Origin of the sequence: Mucilaginibacter daejeonensis (assembly GCF_020783335.1) — a bacterium.
Taxonomy (GTDB): domain Bacteria; phylum Bacteroidota; class Bacteroidia; order Sphingobacteriales; family Sphingobacteriaceae; genus Mucilaginibacter; species Mucilaginibacter daejeonensis.
On record NZ_CP086068.1, the window covers coordinates 4,067,342 to 4,092,204 of the forward strand.

The 24,863-nt window shown below is 49.1% G+C and carries 27 protein-coding genes; 16 read left to right on the forward strand and 11 right to left on the reverse strand.

The genetic code is table 11. The features are described 5' to 3' along the window. Window positions 1-155: 155 nt before the first annotated feature. The 8 genes from LLH06_RS17490 to LLH06_RS17525 are packed head-to-tail and all read left to right on the forward strand — an operon-like array spanning window position 156 to window position 6,446. On the forward strand, window positions 156-662 hold the full coding sequence (locus LLH06_RS17490) for a hypothetical protein (RefSeq protein WP_228170575.1): 507 nt from the start codon (window positions 156-158) through the stop codon (window positions 660-662). A 12-nt stretch (window positions 663-674) separates the two neighbouring features. Beyond that, window positions 675-1,580: a hypothetical protein gene (locus LLH06_RS17495; RefSeq protein ID WP_228170576.1), complete on the forward strand. Its 906-nt coding sequence runs from the start codon at window positions 675-677 to the stop codon at window positions 1,578-1,580. A gap of 5 nt (window positions 1,581-1,585) precedes the next feature. Next, a complete protein-coding gene (locus LLH06_RS17500; protein WP_228170577.1) occupies window positions 1,586-2,731 on the forward strand; it encodes a beta-ketoacyl-ACP synthase III in 1,146 nt (381 codons plus the stop codon). Between the two features lie 23 nt (window positions 2,732-2,754). Then, window positions 2,755-3,168, forward strand: a complete 414-nt coding sequence (locus tag LLH06_RS17505; RefSeq protein ID WP_228170578.1) for a hypothetical protein — start codon at window positions 2,755-2,757, stop codon at window positions 3,166-3,168. Then, a complete protein-coding gene (locus LLH06_RS17510; protein WP_228170579.1) occupies window positions 3,155-4,171 on the forward strand; it encodes a BtrH N-terminal domain-containing protein in 1,017 nt (338 codons plus the stop codon). Before LLH06_RS17505 ends, LLH06_RS17510 begins: the two co-directional genes overlap by 14 nt. After that, entirely contained in the window at window positions 4,156-4,905 is a 750-nt protein-coding gene (locus LLH06_RS17515) for an ABC transporter ATP-binding protein (RefSeq protein WP_228170580.1), read from the forward strand. The genes LLH06_RS17510 and LLH06_RS17515 overlap by 16 nt, the downstream gene beginning before the upstream one ends. Further along, entirely contained in the window at window positions 4,905-6,182 is a 1,278-nt protein-coding gene (locus LLH06_RS17520; RefSeq protein ID WP_228170581.1) for an ABC transporter permease, read from the forward strand. The genes LLH06_RS17515 and LLH06_RS17520 overlap by 1 nt, the downstream gene beginning before the upstream one ends. Continuing rightward, window positions 6,183-6,446 (forward strand): phosphopantetheine-binding protein, encoded by a 264-nt coding sequence (locus LLH06_RS17525; RefSeq protein WP_228170582.1) that lies wholly within the window; start codon window positions 6,183-6,185, stop codon window positions 6,444-6,446. It begins immediately after the preceding gene. A 3-nt stretch (window positions 6,447-6,449) separates the two neighbouring features. Here the strand turns inward: LLH06_RS17525 and LLH06_RS17530 are convergent, their stop codons facing one another. The 9 genes from LLH06_RS17530 to LLH06_RS17570 form a co-directional block, all read right to left on the reverse strand. Then, window positions 6,450-6,815 carry a hypothetical protein gene (locus tag LLH06_RS17530; protein WP_228170583.1) on the reverse strand — a complete coding sequence of 122 codons (366 nt, stop codon included), beginning with the start codon at window positions 6,813-6,815 and terminating at the stop codon, window positions 6,450-6,452. 2 nt (window positions 6,816-6,817) lie between these two features. Further along, window positions 6,818-7,876 (reverse strand): beta-ketoacyl synthase N-terminal-like domain-containing protein, encoded by a 1,059-nt coding sequence (locus tag LLH06_RS17535; RefSeq protein ID WP_228170584.1) that lies wholly within the window; start codon window positions 7,874-7,876, stop codon window positions 6,818-6,820. After that, complete coding sequence (locus LLH06_RS17540; protein ID WP_228170585.1) at window positions 7,873-9,078, reverse strand: beta-ketoacyl-[acyl-carrier-protein] synthase family protein; 1,206 nt, start codon at window positions 9,076-9,078, stop codon at window positions 7,873-7,875. The genes LLH06_RS17535 and LLH06_RS17540 overlap by 4 nt, the downstream gene beginning before the upstream one ends. 9 nt (window positions 9,079-9,087) lie before the next feature. Then, the gene (locus tag LLH06_RS17545; protein ID WP_228170586.1) at window positions 9,088-9,663 is read right to left on the reverse strand and encodes a beta-ketoacyl-[acyl-carrier-protein] synthase family protein; all 576 of its coding nucleotides are present in this window, start codon (window positions 9,661-9,663) and stop codon (window positions 9,088-9,090) included. Window positions 9,664-9,743: 80 nt separating this feature from the next. Next, the gene (locus LLH06_RS17550) at window positions 9,744-10,886 is read right to left on the reverse strand and encodes a beta-ketoacyl-[acyl-carrier-protein] synthase family protein (protein ID WP_228170587.1); all 1,143 of its coding nucleotides are present in this window, start codon (window positions 10,884-10,886) and stop codon (window positions 9,744-9,746) included. 2 nt (window positions 10,887-10,888) lie between these two features. Next, on the reverse strand, window positions 10,889-11,317 hold the full coding sequence (locus tag LLH06_RS17555; RefSeq protein ID WP_228170588.1) for a 3-hydroxyacyl-ACP dehydratase: 429 nt from the start codon (window positions 11,315-11,317) through the stop codon (window positions 10,889-10,891). Between the two features lie 5 nt (window positions 11,318-11,322). Continuing rightward, entirely contained in the window at window positions 11,323-12,051 is a 729-nt protein-coding gene (gene fabG / locus LLH06_RS17560) for a 3-oxoacyl-ACP reductase FabG (RefSeq protein ID WP_228170589.1), read from the reverse strand. Further along, a complete protein-coding gene (locus tag LLH06_RS17565; RefSeq protein WP_228170590.1) occupies window positions 12,048-13,598 on the reverse strand; it encodes an HAL/PAL/TAL family ammonia-lyase in 1,551 nt (516 codons plus the stop codon). The genes fabG and LLH06_RS17565 overlap by 4 nt, the downstream gene beginning before the upstream one ends. An 89-nt stretch (window positions 13,599-13,687) precedes the next feature. Continuing rightward, window positions 13,688-14,971, reverse strand: a complete 1,284-nt coding sequence (locus LLH06_RS17570; RefSeq protein WP_228170591.1) for a phenylacetate--CoA ligase family protein — start codon at window positions 14,969-14,971, stop codon at window positions 13,688-13,690. Window positions 14,972-15,159: 188 nt separating this feature from the next. On the opposite strand from LLH06_RS17570, the gene LLH06_RS17575 reads away from it, so the two are divergent. Together LLH06_RS17575 and LLH06_RS17580 are read left to right on the forward strand one after the other, a co-directional pair. Beyond that, window positions 15,160-16,053 (forward strand): alpha/beta hydrolase, encoded by an 894-nt coding sequence (locus LLH06_RS17575; RefSeq protein WP_228170592.1) that lies wholly within the window; start codon window positions 15,160-15,162, stop codon window positions 16,051-16,053. A 76-nt stretch (window positions 16,054-16,129) separates the two neighbouring features. Continuing rightward, window positions 16,130-16,399, forward strand: coding sequence for a hypothetical protein (locus LLH06_RS17580; RefSeq protein ID WP_228170593.1), 270 nt, complete (start codon window positions 16,130-16,132; stop codon window positions 16,397-16,399). 90 nt (window positions 16,400-16,489) lie between these two features. On the opposite strand, the gene LLH06_RS17585 is transcribed toward LLH06_RS17580, so the two are convergent. Beyond that, a complete protein-coding gene (locus LLH06_RS17585; RefSeq protein ID WP_228170594.1) occupies window positions 16,490-17,110 on the reverse strand; it encodes a DoxX family protein in 621 nt (206 codons plus the stop codon). A 235-nt stretch (window positions 17,111-17,345) separates the two neighbouring features. Here LLH06_RS17585 and LLH06_RS17590 point away from each other — a divergent pair, with 235 nt between their 5' ends. The 6 genes from LLH06_RS17590 (at window position 17,346) to LLH06_RS17615 (ending at window position 23,692) form a co-directional block, all read left to right on the forward strand. Continuing rightward, window positions 17,346-17,651, forward strand: a complete 306-nt coding sequence (locus LLH06_RS17590; protein ID WP_228170595.1) for a hypothetical protein — start codon at window positions 17,346-17,348, stop codon at window positions 17,649-17,651. A 100-nt stretch (window positions 17,652-17,751) separates the two neighbouring features. After that, window positions 17,752-18,567, forward strand: coding sequence for a glycine-rich domain-containing protein (locus LLH06_RS17595; protein ID WP_228170596.1), 816 nt, complete (start codon window positions 17,752-17,754; stop codon window positions 18,565-18,567). A gap of 97 nt (window positions 18,568-18,664) precedes the next feature. Then, on the forward strand, window positions 18,665-20,758 hold the full coding sequence (pta, locus tag LLH06_RS17600) for a phosphate acetyltransferase (protein ID WP_228170597.1): 2,094 nt from the start codon (window positions 18,665-18,667) through the stop codon (window positions 20,756-20,758). A 63-nt stretch (window positions 20,759-20,821) separates the two neighbouring features. Next, window positions 20,822-21,172: a four helix bundle protein gene (locus tag LLH06_RS17605; protein ID WP_228170598.1), complete on the forward strand. Its 351-nt coding sequence runs from the start codon at window positions 20,822-20,824 to the stop codon at window positions 21,170-21,172. 47 nt (window positions 21,173-21,219) lie between these two features. Beyond that, a complete protein-coding gene (locus LLH06_RS17610) occupies window positions 21,220-22,428 on the forward strand; it encodes an acetate/propionate family kinase (RefSeq protein WP_228170599.1) in 1,209 nt (402 codons plus the stop codon). 73 nt (window positions 22,429-22,501) lie between these two features. Further along, window positions 22,502-23,692: a DUF1624 domain-containing protein gene (locus LLH06_RS17615; RefSeq protein ID WP_228170600.1), complete on the forward strand. Its 1,191-nt coding sequence runs from the start codon at window positions 22,502-22,504 to the stop codon at window positions 23,690-23,692. A gap of 145 nt (window positions 23,693-23,837) precedes the next feature. On the opposite strand, the gene LLH06_RS17620 is transcribed toward LLH06_RS17615, so the two are convergent. Then, window positions 23,838-24,857: an asparaginase gene (locus LLH06_RS17620; RefSeq protein ID WP_228170601.1), complete on the reverse strand. Its 1,020-nt coding sequence runs from the start codon at window positions 24,855-24,857 to the stop codon at window positions 23,838-23,840. Window positions 24,858-24,863 lie beyond the last annotated feature (6 nt).

Consider the following 24,863-nt stretch of genomic DNA (forward strand, 5'->3'; position numbering starts at 1 on the left):
CGCAACCCCAAAGTAAGCGAAAGTAAATGGATCTTAAGGCATTTATATCGCATTTGTTGCTTCACACCGCATCAGGTAACAGGTAAGATAAGAAAGCACTTACAAATACGTACCTGATACGGCTTATGTACTGATAATTAATTATGTTTGGTAACATGAATTTTAAGCGTGGAGCAGCGCCGATCTTTGCTGCTCTTATATGGATAGGTGCCGGGGCGATAAATAAAGCTGTCGCCCAGGAAAGATTTGATAAAGCGGCCTTTTACAAGGTAATGGAGGCTGGCGAATTAAAAGACATCAATGATGAGATCGATGTGGTTAAGGCATCGGCGCTTAAAGAGAACGATAAAAAAGGTTACGAAGGTGTGTTGCTGATGCGTAAGGCAGGCAAAGTGAAGGTCCCTGCGCACAAACTGAACCTTTTTAGGGAAGGTGCTTATAAATTAGAGAACGCCCTGAAGAATGATACCGACAACGCCGAGTTCCATTTTTTAAGATTGACCATACAAGAGAATGTACCCAAGATCGTGCATTATCGCAAGGATATAGAGAAGGACAAACAGCATGTGATCAGGAATTACAAGAGCCAGCCTGATGTTGTAAAAGCAGCCATAAACAGCTACTGCAAAATTTCAAAAACACTACATGCCGAAGATCTTTAACTTTGCTGCAAAATGCATAAGCGGATTTTAGCCATATACTTCACGCAATCGGGACAAATGGGGCAAATTATTGATGCCTTCACTGCTCCGTTGGTCGAGGCTGGTGCCTTGGTAGATAAGGTGTCGTATAGAACGGTTTCCGACTATGACTTCCCGTGGACAGGTAGCCGCTTTTTTTCGGTTATGCCATCATGCGTATTGAGTATACCAGAGGCCGTAAAGCCGATCAGCTATCAGTACGAACATTACGACCTGGTCATCTTGGGCTATCAACCATGGTTCTTGTCGCCCAGTATACCTACCAACTCTTTGCTGAACGATCCGCATTTCAGGAAGCTGATCAAGGATACACCGGTAGTGACCATCAGTGCAGCGCGCAATATGTGGGTCAACGCTTACGTGCGGGTCAGGATGGCGTTGCACAACGCTGGTGCTAAATTGGTAGGGAATATCGCTTTGGTCGATAAGCATCCCAATGTGGTGAGCTTTGTTACCATTTTTTACTGGATGTTATCAGGTAAAAAGGACCGCTACCTGAACATTTTCCCTAAACCGGGTGTTGCCGATGATGACATTGCGCACACCAAGGTATATGGCCAGATCGTGAACGAACATCTCGAGAACGATGACCTTGATAACCTGCAAGCGGCACTCTTGAAAGAGAAAGCTGTAGTGATCAAGTATCCGCTCATGTTCACTGAGGCCCGGGCCAAGCCAATATTTGCGGCCTGGGCAAAATTTATTTCGAAACGCAAGCACAAGACCCCATGGTTAAGTGTTTTCAAATATTACCTTTTTATAGCGCTGTTCTTGGGAGCGCCTATATTGTTGACGCTGGATGCGATATTTTTGCGTCCGTTTTTTCCAAAGCGTATCAACCGAACAAAATTGAGATATTTACAAGTTGCTAATCTTTAAAGTACATGTCTAACAACGTTTATATTAATCATACCTCCGCTTATTTTCCGAACGACCCTGTGTCGAACGATGAGATGGAGGAGTACTTAGGTTACATCAACAATAAGCCGTCGAAATCAAAAAAGATCGTGCTCCGCAATAACGGTATCACCAATCGTTATTATGCTTTAAATAAGGAACGTAAAAGCACTCATACCAACGCGCAAATGACCGCTGAGGCCATTAAGGCGCTTTTTAGCGACCAACCTGACAAGATCAGGGAGGTACAGTTATTGGCTTGCGGTACATCATCGCCCGATCAGGTGATGCCCAGCCACGGTGTAATGACCCACGGCCAGGTGCCAGAGATAGGCAGCATTGAGGTGGTATCGCCTGCCGGTGTTTGCTGTGCAGGTATGCATGCTTTAAAATATGCTTACTTAGCCATTAAAGCAGGCGACACCAAAAAAGCGGTAGCTACAGGTTCTGAGCGCTTTTCGGGCTTGCTGGTGTCTGATGTGTTCGAAGAAGAGAGCCAAAAGCTGATCGAGATGGAGGCTAACCCCTACATCGCGTTCTCTAAAGAGTTTCTGCGCTGGATGTTGTCTGACGGAGCTTCGGCGTTCCTGTTAAGCGACACCCCTAACCCTGAAGGCCAGTCGTTACGGATCGATTGGATCGAAGGGGTATCATACGCCAACGACATGAACACTTGTATGTATATGGGTGGTGAGAAACAGGCCGACGGTTCTTTGAAAGGCTTTATGGACTTCACCCCTGAGGAGATCATGAACCAGTCGATCTTTAGCGTGAAACAGGATATTAGCCTGCTGAGCGATAATATCGTTCCTCGCGGCGGCCAAAAGATCAAAGAGATATTTGAACGCAAAGGACTTACCGCTGATGACATCGATTGGTTCCTTCCACATATATCCAGCAACTTTTTCCGCAGTAAGATCTATGATATGATCCAGGAGTACGGCGGCGGCATCCCTTACGATAAATGGTTCATCAACCTGTACACCGTAGGTAACGTTGGCGCGGCATCGATATACTTGATGATCAATGAGCTGTTCAACAGTGGCAAGCTAAAAAAGGGCGAACGTATTTTATTATTAGTACCTGAAAGCGCGCGTTTTTCGTATATGTATGCGATGCTGACCGTAGTTTAGATCGCTGGCGGTAAAAAGACAAGATGAAGAAGGACGAGATACCACAAGACCCGGGCGCCCTTGGCCGTATCACCAAAGAGGTTTGTTATGCTACTGATGCCAGCGGCAAATACACTACCGAGCTGAGCAGCGGCTGGGATGTCAAGATACAGGCACTTAATGTAGCTTGGGAAGATATCGACAAGCGCATTGCAGTGGCTAAGCAAAAGGTATTGGATGGCCAGGCCAGCCCGATCTATTTCTTTATGGAATATAGGCTAATGGACGTTGCCCTTGTGGCCGACTATACCGGCTTTTGGCAATGGCAGGTAAAAAGACATTTAAAACCTGAGGTATTCAAGGGCCTTAATGATACAAAACTTCAGAAGTACGCGCTGGCATTTAACACCACCGTAGATGATCTGAGAACCATGACCGTGCACGATGACCGAGTTTGAACACCATCAGGCGGCTCATTGCGAATCGGGCGTAACGCGTGACCTGTTAAATACCCGTACGAACGGCAAACTGACAGAACCTCTTGTTTTTGGTATCGGGGCAGGCCTCTTTTTTGCTAACATCCCGTTCATCAAGATTAATCACGGTCCGGCCATCGCATTCCGCACGTTACCGGGTCATATATTCAGGCGTACCTGCCGCTCACTGGGCATACCGGTGGTACGCAAAAAGTTCTTTTCTAAGGAACGCGCAAAGGCATTTTTGGATGAATGCCTGGCCAACGGGCAACCGGTAGGCTGCCAAGTAGGCGTTTACTATCTACCCTATTTCCCACGTGAGTACCGCTTCCATTTCAACGGCCATAACCTGGTGGTTTACGGGCGCAAAGGCGAGGATTACCTCATCAGCGACCCCATCATGGAGAATGCCACCACTTTGGGCAGTTATGAGCTGGAGCGCGTTCGTTTTGCTAAAGGAGCGCTAGCGCCCAATGGCCAGATCTACTACCCAAAAGGAGATGTAGAATTGAGCGACGACCGCATCAAGCGATCGATCGTTAAGGGTATCAAAAAGAACGTTTACAACATGCTGCAGATACCAGGCAGCTTTGCAGGGATCAGCGGCATATGTAACACCGGCAAAAAGATCAAAAAGTGGCGTGATCAGTTAGGCTTGGAAAAGGCAAAGCTGTATCTGGCTCAATTGGTGCGCATGCAAGAGGAGATCGGTACCGGTGGTGGCGGTTTTCGTTATATTTATGCAGCTTTTTTGCAGGAAGCCGATGCTTACTTACCCGGTCATGGCCTGATCGAAATATCCAAGATGTTCACTCAAGCCGGTGATATGTGGCGCACGGCCGCTGTGCATGCGGCTGGTATCTATAAAGGCCGGTTGAGCAGTCAGGAAGATTTTGACGTGATGGGTGACCACCTGATCCGTATAGCTGATGTTGAACAACAAGCTTTTGAAAGTTTGAAGAAGATAAAATGGCAGATCAGTTAGCGATAGATATCGATCATATCAGCTTTGGCTATCCGGGTAACGCTGGTTTGGCATTTAGTGATCTAAGCCTTAAAGTGGCTAAAGGTTTACGCTTTGGCTTGTTTGGCCCAAATGGTGCGGGTAAGACCACCCTCATCAGCCTCATGACCGGCGTTCTGCAAGCTCAACAGGGCCACATCAAAATGTTGGGTCTGGAGGTTGGCCAGCACAAAAGTGCGGTGAATAAGCTTTTTGGCTACGTACCGCAGGATTTTTCTTTTTACCAGGAACTGAGCCCGGTAGAGAACTTGCAATTCTTTGGTGCCTGGAGCGGCCTTGATAAGCGGGCGATCACTCAGCGTACCGATGAGTTGCTTGACGTGTTAGGGTTGAACGATGTACGCGACAAACAGGTACAAAAATTCTCGGGCGGGATGAAGCGTCGTGTTAACCTGGCCATTGCTGTGATACATGACCCGGCTATTCTTTTTTTAGATGAGCCTACCGTGGGTGTCGATGTACAGACCGGCCATGCTATCATCAACTACCTGATCGGGCTGAATGAAAGAGGTACTACCCTTGTATACACCTCGCACCAATTGAGTGAAGCCGAAGAACTTTGCCAGGACGTAGCCCTGATCGATGACCGAAAGATCATTGCACACGACACACTGGACAACCTGTTGCAAGCCCATCAGCATGAGAATCTCGAACAATTATTTTTAGACCTTACCGGCAAGGAGTACCGCGACTAATGTTCAAACTCAAAGCCACTATCATTAAAGACATCCGGATACTGCTGCGCGACAGGGTAGGTCTGCTCATGATGTTCATTATGCCTATCGTGCTGGTCGTAGTGGTCACCAGTATTCAGAACAGCACTTTCAGTTTAGTGAATAAGAACCGCCTCAGCGTACTGATCAGCAACACCGATAGCGGCAAGGCCAGTAAGCAGTTCATCGATGCCATCGGGCAGATCGGCCTGTTCAAGGTAGAAGAGGCCGACGCGAAACTGACCACGGCTCAAATGAGTGATGCCATGCATCAAAAGGATGCTATGCTCGGCATCATCATCCCGGCAGATTTTTCAATAAAAGTAGCCCGACGTTCGCAGAACGTGACCAATAAGGCACTTAAATCGTTCGGGCTTGATGGCGACAGCGTGAAGAAAGGTAATAACGATAATCCGCTTACCATATATTACAATCCGGTTCTTCAGGAGTCGATACGCTTGTCGGTGCAGGGTGCTATAGGCAGTGCCCAGCAAATGGTGGAAAGCCGCGAGACCCTGCACCGTTTGTACTTTGCTATCAACAACGAGCCTTTACCTCAGCAACTGGAGAACGAGATGCTCAAGAACGGTAACACCATCAGTACTGTACCGGTATCGAAGGGTGGCGCGGCGGTAACACCGAACGCGACCCAACATAACGTACCCGCCTGGACCATATTTGCCATGTTCTTCGTGATCATGTCGTTAGGAGGCAGTGTAGTACGCGAAAAGATCAGCGGAAGCTTTATACGATTGAAGACCCTGCCTACCAGCTATATGGTCAACATCGCTTCTAAACAGGTAACCTATATGCTGGTGACCGTGCTGCAAGCGGCCGTGATCTTTGCTATGGGCATATGGCTGTTCCCTATCATCGGTCTCCCCAAATTGAACGCCCCGAGCGATGTGTTAGGATTGATCGTTGTCACACTGGCCACCGGATGGTGCGCCGTAAGTTATGCAATATGCGTGGGTACCTTTACCCAAACACAAGACCAAGCTAACGGCTTTGGGGCCGTGTCCATTGTTATACTGGCCTGTATAGGTGGATTAATGGTTCCTACATTTGCTATGCAAGGCTTTTTCAGGTCCGCGGCTGCTATATCGCCTATGCATTGGTGCTTACAGGCTTACTATGCGTTGTTCTTGGAAAACGCAAAACTTGCCGACGTATTGAACAATATCGTACCTTTGCTCATTATTACCGTACTGCTCCAGTTCATTACATATCTGGGCTTAAAAAGAAAGAATCTGATCTAAATGGAAACTGCCGAACTGAAAGAACAACTCAAACAACAGATCATCAAATTTTTGAACCTTACCGACCTTACCCCTGCCGATATCAAGGATGATGAACCTTTATTTGGCGATGGATTGGGCCTTGACTCGATAGATTCGCTTGAGCTGATCGTGCTGTTGAAGAAAGAGTACGGCATCGATATCAAAGATCCGCGCGAAGGCCGCAAGATATTGGTGGATGTGAACACCATGGCCGAGTACATCCAAGCCAACGCTACCAAGTAGTGATCAGCTTTTGCTGAACTTTCCCTGCATCTTGAAACAGACCGCATCGTTTGACTTGATCTGAGCCGTAAAGGTGATCAGCTCGTCGTCTGATGGCTTGTACGTAACCGTCAGATGGCAGGTCGGGTGCGTTTGCGGTATCATCATGCTGATGAACTTGATCATACTGGCGTTGGTCAACAGCAATTGGGTGTTCAGCGCTTCTCGCATCACATCTTTCACCACTTGCACTAAACAAGCTCCGGGCATTACCGGCTGATCAGGAAAATGACCTTTCAGTATCACATGGTCAGTGTTCATGCGCAGCAAGGCTGATAGTTGCCCGTCCTGATGATCAAGACCTTCTATGTGGAACAATTGACCGTTCATACTTAGTTAACGGCCGATACCAACATCAGTGAGTGATACTTCATTTGATAATGGTTGTAAAGTAGTATCCTTTTAGGAGCTTGGGCAGGCACTTCCCCTTGCATTACTACTGGTGGAATGGTCTGGGTCTTCAATATGTTGGAGGCCATCCATAAAGCAAAGGATGACGCCACAGGATATTCCCCGCACAGGTGCTTGTAATTAGCTACGGGTATGCCTTTGAACATCCCTTCTACCAGTTCATGATAGGCTTGGTCGTTCTTGATGTCGCCGTTATTGCCGAAGATAACCAGGTCGATGTCGTTCAGAGCGATGCCTTGGCGGTCTATAAAGCGCTGTATCTCGGCATGAATATCATGAGGCTTGTAGAGCGTGGCCAGCGCATCCAGTTTGGCCATATCGGTAGCTGAAGGCTGACTGCCCAACAGAACAAAGGCTGCGCCTTCGCCGCCCATGGTCCCTTTTTCGGTCGATGATAAGAGCTGGAGATTGGATACGGGCTTACGCCTGTACAGTCCTAAACGGGTAAGCACCTTAAAACTGGTATCTACCATCTCTTCGGTACCACCCACCAATACGGTATCGGCATCTTGCTCATTCAGGAGCATGATCGCATCGGTCAAAGCACTCTCGAACGATACGCCTTTATGCACGTAAGTACTGTTGTAGTTATGGCATTGCAGCAGTAAAGCTATTTGAGCGGCAACCGTGTTGTGGGTCGATTGGATGAATGCCGTAGGCGGCAGCATCTCCTCGTTACCTTCCACCAAACGGGTCATGAAAGTGATGGTATCTTCCATACAGCCAAAGGCAGTGCCGGTGATGATGGCGCCCGGCATATCCACACCGGCGTCCATTAAACATTGCTTGGCAGCAGCTACACCCATTTTGATCACATGGCTCATGCGCCTGATCAGCTTTAGGTCGATGTATTTTTTATAGTCGGGGTCAATGACCGGTAGCCGGGTACCAGTGTACTCAGCGATATCGGTCAGGAATCCCTGATCATTTAAAGTAGGTTGCGCCGAAACGCAGGCCGAAGACCGGATATAGATACTCATGATCGAACCGCCGAGAATATTAAAGATGTACAATTACCGCCAAACCCGAAGGAGTTGGACATGACGTGTTCTACCGGAACATCAGTAGTGTATTTTGTCTCCGGCTCAAATGGCATGTTCTCCATCCGCTTGTTGAAACGAAGGTTAGGATAGATGAGCTGATGTTTGATGGCCAACACCGAGAACACCGCCTCTACCCCACCACTTGCACCCAGCGTATGCCCGGTGAACGATTTGGTAGAGCTCAATGGCGGATAGTGCGGGTCGAACAAACGCTTGATGGCTGTCCCTTCCGAATCATCGTTATTCACCGTACCCGTTCCATGTAAGTTGATGTAGCTGATATCCGTTGTGGCCAACCCGGCTTTCTTCAAAGCGCCCTGCATAGCCAAATATGACCCTGTACCTTCAGGCGATGATGCGGTTTGATGGTAGGCATCATTGCTGTTCGTATAACCGCTCAGCTTGCAGATCACCTCTTTGGTCAACCTAGCGGCTACTTTCTCTGATACCAGCACCACATAACCGGCACCTTCGCCCAGGTTGAGTCCTTTACGGTCCTGGTCAAAAGGTTTGCACAGTTCGTTATCCAATATCATGAGGGTATTAAACCCATTGAGTGTGAACTTGGTCAGCGCATCGGCACCACCGGCGATCACCACATCCACCATGTTGTTACGAATAAGCCGAGCCCCGTAGAAAACGGCGTTCGCTGATGAGGAACAGGCTGTACTGATCGTGGTCACCACATCCTTAACGCCAAGCTGATCGGCCACGATCTCGGTCATGCTGCCGCATTCGTGATCATACACATCGCGCAATTTACCTTTGTTATTATCTTCGAGGAACTTCACGAAAAAGTCTTCGCTCTTATCCATACCGCCAACGGTGTTGGCCGATACGAAGCCGGTGCGCCATTGGTGCAGATCAGGGATGGCCGCATCAGCCACTGCCTCACGGGCAGCGATCAGGCTTAATAAGGCCGTGCGGCTGGTGCGATCGGGCAGGCCGGTCATGCTCACCAATTCCTCGTTACTGAGTTTCACCTCGGCAACAGGAAGCTTACCCTGATGAATGGTACGCAACAGGGTGATCGGCCCCATGCCTTCCTTACCGGCTTTGAAGGCGGCCAGGTGTTCACTCACATTGTTGCCAATGGCGGTGATCACACCTGCACCTGCTATATAAACGTTTTGGCTCATTGAGCGTACTTAGCTATTTTTAGTATTGAACAATCGGTCCATATGTTGGGGAGTGAACGGCATGCTGCTCACACGGTCCTGCTTCTCCACCAGGTATAATGCCGCTTTATATTGGTCTCCCAGCACATCCACCCATCCGCAAATACAGGTGTTTAAGATGTCGTGGTCCAGCAGATAACTTACCTGCTCGTGTATAAAGTTGGCATCAAAAGCCGGCTGAATAAAGAACGAATGCTCGCCCTTGATGTTGTTGCGAATGCATATCTCGCCTATAACGATATTGGGCAGCGTATACACGAAAACCGCCGGGCTGGGCACATCATCAATGGTGTTGTAATACCGCAGATCGTTGTCGAGGCTCGAGTTAGCATTGGCCAGCACCATGCCTACTTCTTCAGGCTGGTGATCATTACGCAGGTCAATATCCTTTAACAGAACCTCTGAGGCCAGCCATCCCAGCTTGCTCAGGTTATCCATTTTATAAAATTTAGGATAATTGAAATGGAAATGCTGGTAGATCGACAATAACAGATTCGCTACCCCTGTGGCTTGCTCATTACTGAACAGTTCGAGGCCGTTATACATTAACGAATGCCGGTCAATGACGCAGCTTGCAGATATATGGTATTTTGCCGACAAGGAGTTAGAGGATCGTTAAAAAAGGTTCACTTTCCAAATATAACAGCTCCGTTGCAACCGCCAAAACCTGAGGCGGTTTTTAAAAAAGTATCGGCTTGTAAGGTTTCGGTATGGGCACTCACTTTTACCGGGTGGGTTACACCCAAATGCTCGTAGCCTACGGTAGGTAATATAACACCTTGTTGTATGGCCTCCAAGGACGCAATGCTTTCGATCAGGCCTGCTGCACCCAGCGTATGGCCATAGTTGGCCTTTAAACTGTTAAGCGGCACTTGTGAAAGCCCTGCCAGTGTGATGGCCGCAGCTTCCATCTCGTCATTGTATGGTGTGGCTGTACCGTGGGCCGATATCATGCCAATGTCTTCCGATCGCTTACCGGCATCGGCCATGGCCTGGGTGATCGCATGAGCTAACTCCTGCCCGGTACGTGATGGCCCGGATATGTGATTAGCATCATTGCTGATGCCGCCACCCAAAACTTTAAAGTTGCCTTGGTAACGATCGTTCGATGACAGGATGATGGTACCGGCACCTTCGCCGAGGTTAAGCCCGGTGCGGTCACGGTCGAACGGACGGCAAACGCCATCGCTCAGGGCCTTGAAGGAGCTAAAACCCGATGCCACAAATCTGGAAACCAGATCAGCGCCGGTCACAATCACGTTCTGATATTTACCGGCCCGAAGTGATCGCATAGCGGTCACTATAGCCAATACACCTGAAATGCAGGCATTAGACACCACGATAGGTGCAACAGTGCCGCCAAAATATGAGGCTACTAATTGCGCTGAAGTTGCTAATGATATCCTGGTATTGAGCTCAGGCGTATGCTCTTCGGTCTCTAATAATCCTATGTTCCCTTTGGTGGAGGATACGATGAAGATCGTATCAGGTGCGGCCACGTCGATATCGGTTCGACTTAAAGTATCTTGCACCGACGCGATAAGTAACCGCTCGAAGCGGGTATAAGTATTTGATGTATCGTTTATGAAATGTTCGTCCTGATCAAACATTGAGGCGTAGATGGGCGTAGCTGAAAGCGTTTCATCGACACGACGCTCTACCCCGCTCTTACCTGCTTTCAAGGCCTCAACATTGTCGATCGTCGTTCTTCCAAGTGGCGTATAAATGTTGTGCGCCACTACATATGCGTTCGGTGTTTCGTTGCTCATGCTTAAACGCTTTCTTCCTCCTCCAGCACCCGCATGTCACATTTAGCGATCAGTTCGGTCCCTGACCACACCTGACCGGTCAATATGGTCATGTTGCCGATCTGGCTATCGACACGTATCTCGGTGATCAGCTCGTCATTCACTTTTGGCAAAGCCAATATCTCCAGGTCCTTCACACTGCCTATGTAACCATTTTTAACCGGTGTGCCATTTACCGATGCCACATAACCGGCACGCAATGCGGCCGTCTGTGCTATGTTCTCGATCAGGCCGCCTTCGGTAAAATGCCCGTTGCTGACCATCATATTATCAGGGCTGATCACAAAACTGCTTCTGATCAGTTCATCATCCACGTGCAGCAACCTGCCTACCATCACAAAAGGGTGCTTTTGCGGGATCAATGCGGTGATGTCGTCAACAGGCAGCTGCATATCGTTTATGAATATAGTCCCCCGTTAACAGAAAGGATCTGTCCGGTAATATAAGCAGCATCTGGTGAGGCCAGGAAAGCCGCCGCATGAGCTACTTCTTCAGGCTTGCCGAAACGGCGTACCGGGATCAGGTTCCGAAGTTCTTTTTCGTCCAGTTCTTCGGTCATATCGGTACGGATAAAGCCAGGGGCCAGGGCGTTCACTGTGATACCCTGCCTGCCTACCTCCTGTGCCAGTGCTTTGGTAGCACCGATCACACCGGCCTTAGCAGCCGAATAATTGGTTTGACCAGCAAGGCCCTTGATACCTGATAGCGATACTACGTTAACTATGCGGCCATATTTACGGGTCAGCATTCCGTTGAGTACAAGGCGGGTCACATAAAAAAAGCTATCTAGGTTGGTCTTCATCACGTTATCCCATTGGTCCTCTTCCATCCAAGCCATCAGGCTATCGGCACGGATACCGGCATTGTTCACCAATACCTCTATCTCGTGATCTTCGTGGGCATCTATCCAGGCGCTTAACACCTGTTTGATCTGTTCTTTATCGGAAACGTCGAATTGCAGGATCTCACCGGTACTACCGGCTTGCTTGACCTGCTCTAACGTATTTTGTGCCTCTTCGAGATTGCTTTTATAATTGATGAGCACATGGTAGCCCAATGCTGCCATTTTAACGCAGATGGCGCGGCCTATGCCACGCGAACCACCGGTGATCAGCGCACACTTCATTCGGCAAAGGCGTTTATGTGCTCCGTAGAAGCCAGCATTTGGCTCAGGCGGGCGATGTCCTTATACCTTGGCTCGTCTTCCACAAATTTAGGGAAGATGGCGCGGGCTTGATCGTAAAATGCTTTGGAAACTGGCGCTAAACGGTCCTGGCACTCCAACAGGTCGATCGCCTGTAAGATGGTCATTAAGTGAATGGCCAGTACCTCGAATGAGTTATCGATCACCTTTTTGGTCATGAGCGCGGCATTGCAGCCCATGCTCACGATGTCCTGGTTATCGTTATTGTTCGGGATGCTGTGCACGTACATCGGGAAGGACAGTGTCTGATTCTCGGCCACTGTTGAGGTAGCGGTGAACTGCACGCCTTGCATACCGAAGTTGAAGCCCAAGATACCCATATTGACGAATGGTGGCAGCTTTTGATTAAGCCTGCTGTTAAGCAGGTAATTCAACTGGCGTTCGGCCAGCATAGAAAGCTTAGTGATGGCGATCTTTAGCTTATCCATTTCCAGCGATACATAGTCGCCGTGGAAATTGCCGCCGTGGAATATATTGTGGTTCTCGTGGTCGATAACCGGGTTATCATTGGCCGAGTTCAGTTCGTTCACCACTACCTCGCCGGCTTGTAATATGGTGTCGTATACAGGGCCTAGTACCTGCGTTACACAACGTAAAGAGTAATACTCCTGAACCTTGTCCTCAAATACCTCTACATCCAGGTTTTCGGGATTGTACAAATGCTCGGACCGGTTACGGATCATGCCACTACCTTTCAGAATATCGCGCATGGTGGCCGCGATCTGGTTCTGGCCTTTATGATGTTTAACGATGTTGAGCTCTTTAGAAAAGTGATCATCAAAGGCTCCTACCACCTCGTTCACCATGGCCGAGAATAGTACCGACCAGTTGAGTAATTTGCGGGCCTGGATCACATTCACCATACCGATACCGGTCATGGCCGAGGTGCCGTTCAGCGTGGCCAGCCCCTCACGGATATGTATGGTCAGTGGTTTGATACCGCATTGCTCAAATACCTCTGCGGTAGAGCGTACTTGGTCCTCGAACCAAACTTCGCCCTCACCGATCAGCGTAAGGCCTAAGTGCGCCAATTGTACCAGGTCGCCGCTGGCGCCTACGCCACCGTGCTCATATATACAAGGGCTGATATTTTGGTTGATCATTTGCTTCAGCAATTCGATCACCTCAGGGTGAACACCCGAATGGGCCTGCATAAAGCTGTTCAAACGAGCGATGGTAAGTGCTCTTGACAGTTGGGACGGTATCATTTTACCGCTACCTGATGAATGGCTACGGATCAGGTTATATTGTAGCTGTAGCAGGTTATCCTCACTTACCTTGTACTGAGCCATTGGCCCAAAGCCGGTATTGATACCGTAGATGAGTTTGTTAGAAGAGAACTGCTTTAAGAACTCATAGTTAGCGGTCACCTTTTGCAGGGCGGCAGCATCAATGTCTATCTGCTTTTGTTTGAATATGAGGTCAGAGAAATCTTGTAAAGAAAGCGCACCTTGTCCAACAAATATCATGGGTAAATTACAGGTATTATCAAAAATGAATTATTTGGCTAAAGTATGAAATATATACAGAACAGTTGAAAAGAAGGTTTATTATGCCCTTAGGCTCTCTTGTCGATAAATTTGATCGGCTTGCGCGTGGCCTCAGTGAACTGTATCTTTTGGATCTGTTCGGCCGTCACATACTTGATATGCGGACTAACCCTTAACCGGGCCTGCAGGTACGCGCGGATCTGGTGATCACACTCTTCGGTCTCTTCGGCTGGCACTACGTATAGCAATACCTCATCAAGGCCTACATCATTAGAGTACACCTCGATCACAAAGTCCAGTATCTCTTCGCGCTCGTTCAGCAGATCGAATAATGCCGGCGGGTAAAGCGTAGTACCTTTGAATTTGATCATTTGCTTTTTACGACCGATGATGGACGATAAACGCAGGCTCTCGTTACCGCAAGCGCAAGGCTCGTCAAAGTACATGCAAATGTCGCCCGTTTTGTAGCGTAATAAAGGCATTCCCTCAACGCCCAGGGTGGTAATGGTCACCTCGCCGGGAATGTTAGGACCTACCGGATCATTGTTCTCATCGAGAAGCTCAACGATCATCAGGTCGGGTTGATAGTGGCCTCCCCTGCCCTGACCGCATTCGGTAAAGGCCGTTTGCATCTCGGTGCTGGCGTAGGTGGAGTAAAGCGGTATATCCCAAGCATCAGTGATCTTTTTACCCAGAATATTCAAACTAAAATCAGTATTCCGGATATTTTCCCCGATACAGATCGCTTTTTTGACCGATGTACTATTGATGTCGATGCCAGTCTCCCTAGCAAATTGGATCAGCTTAAGGATGAACGAAGGCACCGCCACGATCGCCGTAGGTTTCAGTCGCTTGATGGTCTCCCATTGCAATGCAGGCACACCCGGCCCTAACCGCACCACGCTGGCACCTAACATTCGTATACCCGAATAATAGGCTATACCCGCCATGAACTGCCTATCGAGTGTTAGCATTAGTTGGTATACATCGTCCTTTGAGCCATCGGCACATACAAAGGAGTTATATTCGTTATAGGCCAGTCGCTTAAGGTCATTCTCGCTCAAAGCTATGGTCACTGGGCTACCCAAGGTACCGGAGGTCGACATGTATTCGGCCACCTCATTGCGTGGTATACATAAGAAGTCGTCGTTCTGGCGTTGCAGATCATCCTTGGTGGTCACGGGTAGCAGGCGCAGGTCATCCACCGACCTAATGGCATCGATATCCACCTCGTGGCGGGCAAATAGGTCCTTGTAGAACGGCGATCGCTGAGACAGATATACCAGTAGCTCCTGCAGCTTTTGCTGCTGGGTCAAGGTCGGGTTATCGGCTTTGTCTGCTAAATATTCCATTACTCGTAGTTATTATCCAGCGTTGATGTTGCTTACCTCAATGCCTTATCAGCCTGAACTGCACAACAGGCCGGGCACCAAATTTAGTAAAAAAGCGGAAAGCACTTTGCTACGCTACAAACAACCGATATGCTTGTTTGTAGCGTATATACCGTATGAGATCAGTTGCCGTCCTTATATTATCCGTCATGCTACCTGCCCTGGCATCAGCCCAAACCATTACCGGGATACGGTATAAGGATCACGTATTCGCTAAGGTGACCGAGCTAAAGGATCAGCGTTATGATAATGGCCAGGATAAAAAGGACAAGGCACACCTGTTCGACCTGTACACACCGGAGGGCGACACGCATACTGGCAGGCCGCTGATCATTTGGATGCACGGCGGTGGGTTCAAGTTCGGATCAAAGGATGCTAAAGGCGTTGAGCTATGGAGCCGTGATTTTGCCCAACGCGGCTATGTGGCGGTGTCGCTTAATTACACTCTGAGTAAAAAGTTCCCGATATTCAATTTTGATGAGTTGCTACGCAGTGCCTACTTTGCCGTGCAAGACCTGCATGAAGCGGTGGCCTACTTTAAAAAGAACCATACCCGCTATGGAATCGACCCTGACCAGATATTTTTGGCCGGTAACTCTGCCGGTGGAATGATCGCTTTGCAGGCGGCGTTCGTGAGCAATGCTACGCTGGCCAAATTTGTGAACCTGCCGGACACTGTTGCCGGGGCCAAGATCACCACCATACCTAAAGCAGCGGGTGTGATCAACTTTTGGGGTGGCATATTCGACCTTAACTGGTTAAAGAATAGCCGTACACCGGTGTTCACCGTTCATGGCAGTACCGATGGTACCTTGTCGCCTACGCATAAAGATGCGCCATTGTACGGCAGTATCGACATCCACCAAAAAGCTGATGAGATAGGTCTGCCCAATGGCATCAAGATATTTGAGGGCTATTCGCACGAGTTACAAAAGCATTTTAACCCGGTCTTTGGCGTAGGCAAAGGCACCAAGCAGCGTTGGATGGAAGCATCGGACCTGGCGGCCAAGTTCATGTACCAGCAGGTGCTGAGCAAAAAATAGTTAGCGCCGCGAACAATTCGTTAAACCTTACCGTTATAAGGTCATTCTATATATCTGAATTAACCACTGATATTTTATGAAGATCATCAAGTTAAGCCTTGTGGCCGCTTTCACGGCAGCAAGCATCGTTATTGCCGACGCTGCCCCTGTGGTGCACGTTACCACCGAGAGTTACGGCCAGCCAAAACCGCCACCACCACCGCCAGACCCGCTGCACTTGTTCAGTAAGAAAGGTAGCCGTTCATCGCGCGCCCGAGCGCCACGACGCCGGAAGGTGAGCTTCCCTAAAGTGAAGCTGCCATCACGCCCGGCACCGCCGCCAGGAGCGCCACCGCGACCTTTCTAATAATGAATGATCGATATTTGAGGCCCGCATTACATGATGCGGGCTTTTTTGTATATGGCGATGATCTGTACACAATATGGTCATACCTTATTACTTCTTCACCGAACGTTCATACTTGTCAAGCGAATGATCCAGCCGCTCGCCTTTTAGGTGAATATCCTCGCAAAATATTCGGCAGGCCTTCGTGTCCTTATCACCACGGCACTGTAGCTGACAATCGGCATAAGTGTTGCGCGGCTTGATATCATAGATCTGTGTGAGCAGCATAATGACCGTCACCATGGTTACCAGTACCCCTCCAAAGAATTTGAATGGGAAATGCCGGTCGTTAACACTGAGATCTAAAGGCTCAGGCCACTGACGTGCAAAGATCGGCCTTAATTTATAATAGTCCCAGCAAATGAGGAAAAGGTTAGCTAACAACATCAAAGGCGACGAGACGAGCGAACCATCGAACCTGACGGCCAACGACAGTACGCAGATATTGGTAATGATCGGCAGGTACAACAAGGCACCCAGCGTGGCCGTGCGCGGTATGAGTAGCAAGATGGCTGCGGTCATTTGAGCTACGCCGATGAAGGTGTAATAATATCCGGTATAACTCAACGCTTCGAGATAATGCCCCATGGGGTGGTTCACTGATAGTGACGTGAATCGCTCGCCCATGATCTTGACAAAACCTGAGGGTAAGAAGCCTAATGCTAGGGCCACTCTACAGAAAATGGCAAAATAGCCTAACCACTTATTGCGCCTTAACCTAATATACAATCTAAACATAAAAAAAGTACTTTTATTTTCAAAGTTAGTTATTGTACGCTGGACCGTCAACATTTTAGCCATCTAATATCCTATTTAATTGTGTGCCGATAGATATTTATATACCTTGTGATCAAGCGCCACCTGCACAATTGCGCTTAAAAATACATCGTTAACTAAAAAAGTGCTTATGAATTTATCACGCACACTGACCGTTATGGCCATATTTGCCTTGAGCACCGCGGCTACACAAGCGGCCTTTGCACAGACCGCCCCGGCAGACAGCCGGCAGGAACACCCTAAACCGCCGCCACCGCCGCCAAACCCTTTCGACCTTTTTAAAAAGAAGAAGAAAAAAGACTCGACCAAGGTAAATCCTAAAGATACCATTGGATCTGCCACAAAAGATTCGACCCGCAAACGCAGAGGATTCCGTTTCCCGAAACTTCCGCATCCGGGCGAGCCCCGCCCTACCCCACCGGGAGGTACTATTTGATCATATTAAAAAGGCTATCGGCATCGATAGCCTTTTTGGTGAATGAACATTTCAAGAATTTGCTCGGCATGATAGCACTTCTTATTTTTATGCTCGAACGATGACCTTGAAAAGCATGACCACGGCCGAACAAGCGCTTTGGGACAAGATCCAGAACTTCCAATTAGACGACGAGGCACATGACCTTCAATTCACTGACAGGCTGGCCCGGGAGAATGGCTGGACCAAAGCCTATGCCTTAAGGGTAATTGAAGAGTACCGTAAATTTCTTTTCCTTTGCTGCGTCTCGACCTCTGGCATCACCCCTTCAGATGCCGTGGATCAGGCCTGGCACTTACACCTCACCTACACCCGATCATACTGGGTAGACCTTTGCCGTAACACCCTTGATCGTGAGATCCATCACAATCCTACACAAGGCGGTAAAAAGGAGGCCGATAAGTTCGACGGCATGTACACTGATATGTTCGACCTGTATACCCAAAAATTCGGTGTGCCTCCACCGGCAGATATTTGGCCAGCCAATGAGCAACGCTTTTCAGACATCGATTTCAGGCGGGTGAACGTAGGGCGGTACTTACCTGTGAACAGGCATATCATCACCGCACTAAAAGTGGTAGGCATGCTCACATTAGCGATGATCGGCCTTATCGTTGTTCCGGCCTATTTCCCGCGGATCGATAAAAGTTTAATAGCGGTACTCCTGATCATTGCCTGCGTGTTGGTCTTCAGCAAAGGCGACGTCAGTACAAATAACAACAGCGGTGACAGCGGCGATGGAGGCACCAGTTACGATAGCCATCACGGTCATCACAGCGACGGCCATCACGGCGGGGATCATGGTTGCAGCAGCGGCTGCTCAGGCTGTTCGGCATCAGGTTGCAGCGGTTGTGGCAGTGGATGCGGAGGAGATTGACAGATAGGTGATTTAACTTGCTGCACAACTATTAGCTGCTATATTTGTCATTACCGTGCCGGCCCGCCGGCAGTGTGTAAAAGCTATCTACCCTACCATGATCAAAACCGTTTTCATCACCAGTACTGAGCCCTACAGCGGCAAATCCATCGTATCATTAGGCCTCATCAATATGCTTTTGGGCAAGGCGCAAAAGATAGGTTATTTTAAGCCCATCATCAGCACGCCAGGGGGTAAGCAAGACGACCATATCCGTACCGTGCTGCAATACTTCGATCTGCCTGTAAGCTATGAAGATGCCCATGCCTTTACCTGGCAAGAGGCCATGCAACGTTCGGAGAACGACAGCCAAGGCGAGATGATCGACACCATTATCCGAAAGTACAAGCAACTGGAGGACAAGTACGACTTTACGGTGATCGAGGGTAGCGACTATCAGGGCGAAGGCACGGCCTTTGAGTTTGAGGTTAACGCATCGATAGCCAAGAACCTGGGCGCGCCGGTGATTGTGACCTTATCGGGCGAGAACAAGACCACAGCTCAGGTAGCCAATTCGGCCATTACAGTGGTACGTAATTTTGAATCGCGCGAGTTACAGATATTGGCGGTTATCGTTAACAAAATAGCCCATGAGCAGGTGGCCGATGTGCAGGAACTCCTCACCGCCCAACTGCCGCAAGGCGTGATCGTGACGGTGATCCCCACCACACGCGGCCTGCAGGCACCTACCATGAAAGAGATATGCGAGAGCCTGAACGCCAAGCTACTTTTTGGTGCCGAACGCCTGAGCAACCAGGTGGACAACTTTGTGACCGGCGCCATGCAAGTACCTAATTTTTTACGGTTCATTAAAGACAACCTGCTCATCATCACCCCCGGCGACCGTGGCGACATCATTATTGCGGCGTTACAGGCCAACCTATCCACCAGCTATCCGCAGATCGCCGGTATAGTGCTTACGGCCGATACCGTACCCGAGGAGCCGATCATCAGGCTTATAGAAGGTCTGCAAACGGTGGTGCCGATCATAGCGGTCAAAAGTGGGACCTTTCAAACCACTACCGAGATAGGCAACATCCGCTCAAAGATCACGCCTGATAATACCAAGAAGATACAATTGGCCATTGACGTGTTCAATAAACACGTTGACGTAGCCAAGCTCGACCAGCAGATCGTCACCTTTAAACATAGCGGCGGCATCACTCCGCGCATGTTCCAGTACCAGCTTACCAACTGGGCCAAGGGTCAAAAGAAACACATCGTACTTCCTGAAGGTAACGACGAACGCATCCTGCGTGCAGCTGCGCGTTTGGTTAGCCAGGACATCGTGACCCTGACCTTGCTGGGCAACCCCGACGATATTTGGGCCAACATCAAACGCATCGGCCTCAACCTGGACCCTACCAAGATCAACATCGTGAACCCGGCCGCATCTGAGTTTTATGAAGATTACGTGAACACGCTCTACGAACTGCGTAAAAATAAAAATGTGAACATGGAAATGGCTACCGACATGATGACCGACGTATCCTACTTCGGCACTATGATGGTGTATAAAGGCCACGCCGATGGTATGGTTTCGGGCGCGGTACATACCACCCAGCATACCATTCGCCCGGCCTTACAATTTGTGAAGACGAAGCCGGGGATTTCAGTGGTATCTTCAGTATTCTTTATGTGTTTGCCCGACCGTGTATCGGTATTTGGCGATTGTGCCGTAAACCCCAACCCTACTGCCGAGCAACTGGCCGAGATCGCCATATCATCGGCCGAGAGCAGCAGTCGTTTCGGTATCGAGCCACGCATCGCCATGTTATCGTACTCATCGGGCACGTCGGGCGAGGGCGAGGATGTAGAAAAAGTACGCCGTGCCACCGAGATCGTAAAGACCAAACGCCCTGATCTAAAAGTGGAGGGCCCGATACAGTATGACGCTGCCGTGGACCCGATCGTGGGTAAAAGCAAGCTCCCGGGCTCAGAAGTAGCAGGGCAGGCCAGCGTGCTCATCTTCCCCGACCTGAACACCGGGAACAACACCTACAAGGCCGTACAACGCGAGACCGGCGCCCTGGCCATTGGCCCCATGCTGCAAGGCCTCAACAAACCCGTGAACGACCTCAGTCGCGGCTGTACCGTAGATGATATATTTAACACGGTGATCATTACAGCTATTCAGGCGCAGGAGGAGTAGCTTTATTAGTTAATGGTTCATGGTTCATAGTAGCTCATTTATTTAACTTGTAACAAACGCTTCATGGCATTTAGATTTGAGAATTTGCAGGTTTGGCAAAGGGCTATGGACTTAGATGATCAGATCAACTTACTGACTAAAAACTTTCCGAAAGACGAACTTTATTTACTTACCTCTCAGATAAAACGGGCTGCCGATTCGGTCGTACTAAATATTGCCGAAGGTTCTACGGGTCAAACAAAAGCTATATTTAAGTTATTCCTGAGCTATTCGATGCGGTCAGCCATTGAGGTCGTCAGCTGCCTATTTATCGCAAAACGCAGAAATTATATTTCAGATGAACATTTCAAAGCCTTGTACGCTGATTACGAGTCGTTGGTGAAGATGCTAACATCACTTAAAAACTCGATATAGGCATAGTCAACGTCCAGACTCCTTCCATGAACCATGAACTATTATCTATGAACTCTAAAAACATCTTCGTTGTCAACTCGGGCAGTAGCTCTATTAAATATCAATTATTCAAAATGCCGGCCCATGAACCGGTGTGCAGCGGACTGGTAGAGCGCATTGGCTTGAGTGGCCCTACCATCACACATAAGGTTTACCTCAACGGTGAAGAACAGGTGATCAAACTAACGCCTGAAGAATTGCCCGACCATGAGGCCGGGTTAAAGCAAGTCAACAGGTTACTGACCGAGGGCGATCTTGCGGTGATCCAGGACCCGGCGGATATACAGGTGGTGGGTCACCGCATCGTACATGGTGGCGAGCGTTTCACCACCACCACAGTGATCGATGCCAAGGTAAAAGAGGAATTGAAAACCACTTTTCAACTCGCACCATTGCACAATCCGCCGAGCTATTTAGGCATCGAAGTGGCCGAAAAGATATTTACCAATGCTACGCAGATCGGCGTATTTGATACTGCTTTTCACCAAACCCTGCCACCTAAAGCTTATAGGTTCGCCATCCCTAATTCGTATTATTCGGATATGAACATCAGGGTGTATGGCTTTCATGGTACCAGCCACAAATATGTGACCGAGCAGGCTGCAGCGTATTTAGACAAGGCCGACAGCAAACTCATCAGCATTCACCTGGGTAATGGCTGCAGTATGGCTGCAGTTAGCAACGGCGCATCAGTGGATACCACCATGGGATTTGGTCCGCTGAGTGGACTGATCATGGGTACACGTTCAGGTGATATAGACCCGACCGTGATCTTTTACCTGGTGAATCAACTGGGCTACGACATAGAACAGGTAAGCAACCTGCTTAACAAACGCAGCGGAATGTTAGGGCTTACCGGGTACAGCGATATGCGTGACATCACGGCCGCCATCGAGGCCGGCGATGAGAACGCCCGCCTGGCCTACGACCTGTACGCTTACCGCATCAAAAAATATATCGGGGCTTACGCCGCCGTACTGAATGGCCTCGACGCGATCATCTTTACGGCAGGTGTAGGCGAGAACGATGCCCTGATCCGCCAAATGATCTGCACAGATATGGAATACCTTGGCATCCAACTGAACGCAGAAGCCAACCGTACTCGTGCCAAAGGCATTCGCGAGATCAGCATTGACGGTTCAAAGGTTAAGGTACTGATCGTGCCCACCAATGAGGAGTTGGAGATCGCGCAGCAGTGTTATGGAATGATGGAATAAACCATAACGGTCATGCTGAACTTGTTTCAGCATGACCGTTCTTTAGCCTAAGTTTTTATCCTATCTTTAGGCTATGCCTCAAGCCTACCCATCTTCACGCGTTACTTCTATCGATATCCTTCGCGGTCTGGTCATGGTCATCATGGCACTGGATCACACACGCGATTTCGTCCACATAGATGCCATGCGTCAAGACCCGCTCGACCTGCAGACCACCACCGGCGTCCTATTCTTTACCCGGTGGATCACGCATTTTTGTGCACCGATATTTCTGCTGCTTTCAGGCATTTCGGCAGGCATCTCAGGGCAGCGGCATAGCCTGAGCGAAAAGTCGACGATGCTGATCAAGCGCGGACTATGGCTTTTACTGATCGAGGTGGTGGTCATGGCGCTTGGTTTGAGCTTTGACCTGAGTTACGGCACTATCTTTTTTCAGGTGATCTGGGCTATTGGCGGCAGCATGATCTTCTTGGGGTTGATATTAAGGCTAAGTACAAAGCTGGTATTGCCTATGGCCTTGATATTGATACTGGGCCATGACCTGCTGACTTACCTGCCGCCGATCAAAGATCCACTTGGGAATGGCATTATACAGTTGTTGTTCCTGGCGCGCTTTTACATTATACCGTTGGCTCCTGGTCACGTGATCGCTGCCTTTTATCCGGTGCTTCCCTGGGCGGGTATCATGTTGTTGGGTTATGCTATCTCAGCCTGGTTCAGGCCGGAGTTCGATGTGGCTAAAAGAAGATCACTTTTATTAAGGAGCGGAACTGTTGCGATAGCCTTGTTCATCATCTTGAGACTGGTCAACCACTATGGTGACCCTCGCCCCTGGTCGGTGCAGGATAGTCCGTTCAAAACGTTCCTGTCGTTCATCAACGTGAGCAAGTACCCCCCATCATTGCTTTACACTTGTATCACCGTAGGCACCGGACTTTTATTTTTAGCCGCAACAGAAAAAGTTAATAACTGGTGGTCACGCATCCTGACCGTTTATGGCAAGGTGCCATTCTTTTACTATATCCCTCATTTCTACCTGATCCATGCGGTGGGGGTCATCATTTTCTTTGCACAGGGCTATACGTTAGCACAAGCCGCCGACCCAAACTTACCGTTCATGTTCCGTAGGGTTGATATGGGTCTATCATTAGGCTATACATACCTGATCTGGATAGCCGTAGTAGCCGCCTTGTATCTGCCGTGTAAATGGTACGCCAGCTACAAACAAACGCACCGTGACCAATGGTGGACGAGGTATATCTAGCATATCCTTTAAAGTAAAACGTCATGCCTAATTTATTTCGGCACCCCAGCAGGCAAGCTGAACCAACGAGCATCACTGTTGGCGAACTTGCATGAGAGATGCTGATATACATCAGCATGACGTTTCTTACTATTTTAAGGGTCGCTTACGACACCGTTAACTCACCGCGCATGTCGGTCTCCATCCATTTTTTCACCTCGGCCGGGTCTTCGTATTGGCTCAGGAGGTACATGGTCTTGGTCACGGCGGCTTCAAAGGTCATGTCGTAACCGTTGGCTACGCCGATATCCTTGAGCTGCTTACTGGTCTCATAACGGCCCAGTTCTACGGTGCCCACTTTACATTGAGAGATGTCGACGATCACTTTGCCGCTATCGATAGCGCCTTTAAGCAGATCAGTGAACCACTGATCGGTAGTGGTATTACCGGCACCAAAGGTCTCCATCACGATACCGCGAACGTCAGAGTTCACAATGTTCTCTACCACTTTAGGGCTAATGCCTGGGTAAAGTTTCAGTACGGCCACATCGCTCATCAATTCTTTATGAACGATAAGAGGCTCCTGGCCGGGCTGGCGGATATCATTGATGCTGAAGCGCAGGTGCACGCCCGACTCGGCCAGTACCGGGTAGTTAGGCGAACGGAAGGCTTCGAACTTAGATGAATTGTATTTAAAAGCACGATTACCGCGGAAAAGTTTGTAGTCAAAGTAAATACAAACCTCAGGTACGCGTACCTTGTCGTTCTTTTTGGCTTTGGCCAGCTCAATGGCGGTCATCAGGTTCTCCTTGGCATCGGTACGGATGGCGCTGATCGGCAGCTGCGATCCCGTAAAGATCACCGGTTTGGCCAGGTTCTCGAGCATAAAACTCAAGGCCGATGCTGAGTAGGCCATGGTGTCAGATCCATGGAGTACCACAAAGCCGTCCACCTCGTCGTAATGTTGTTGGATCAGGCTGGCCAGATGGCTCCAAACGGCAGGGCTCATGTTCGATGAATCGATGATGTCCTCGAAGGAGTGCACCATGATACGGCAATTCAAACGTTCCAGTTCAGGAACGTTCTCCATGATCTGTTCAAAATTTATGGGTACAAGCGCTTTGGTTCGCGGGTCGCTCATCATACCTATTGTCCCACCGGTATAGATGATCAGTATTTGGCACATGTATAA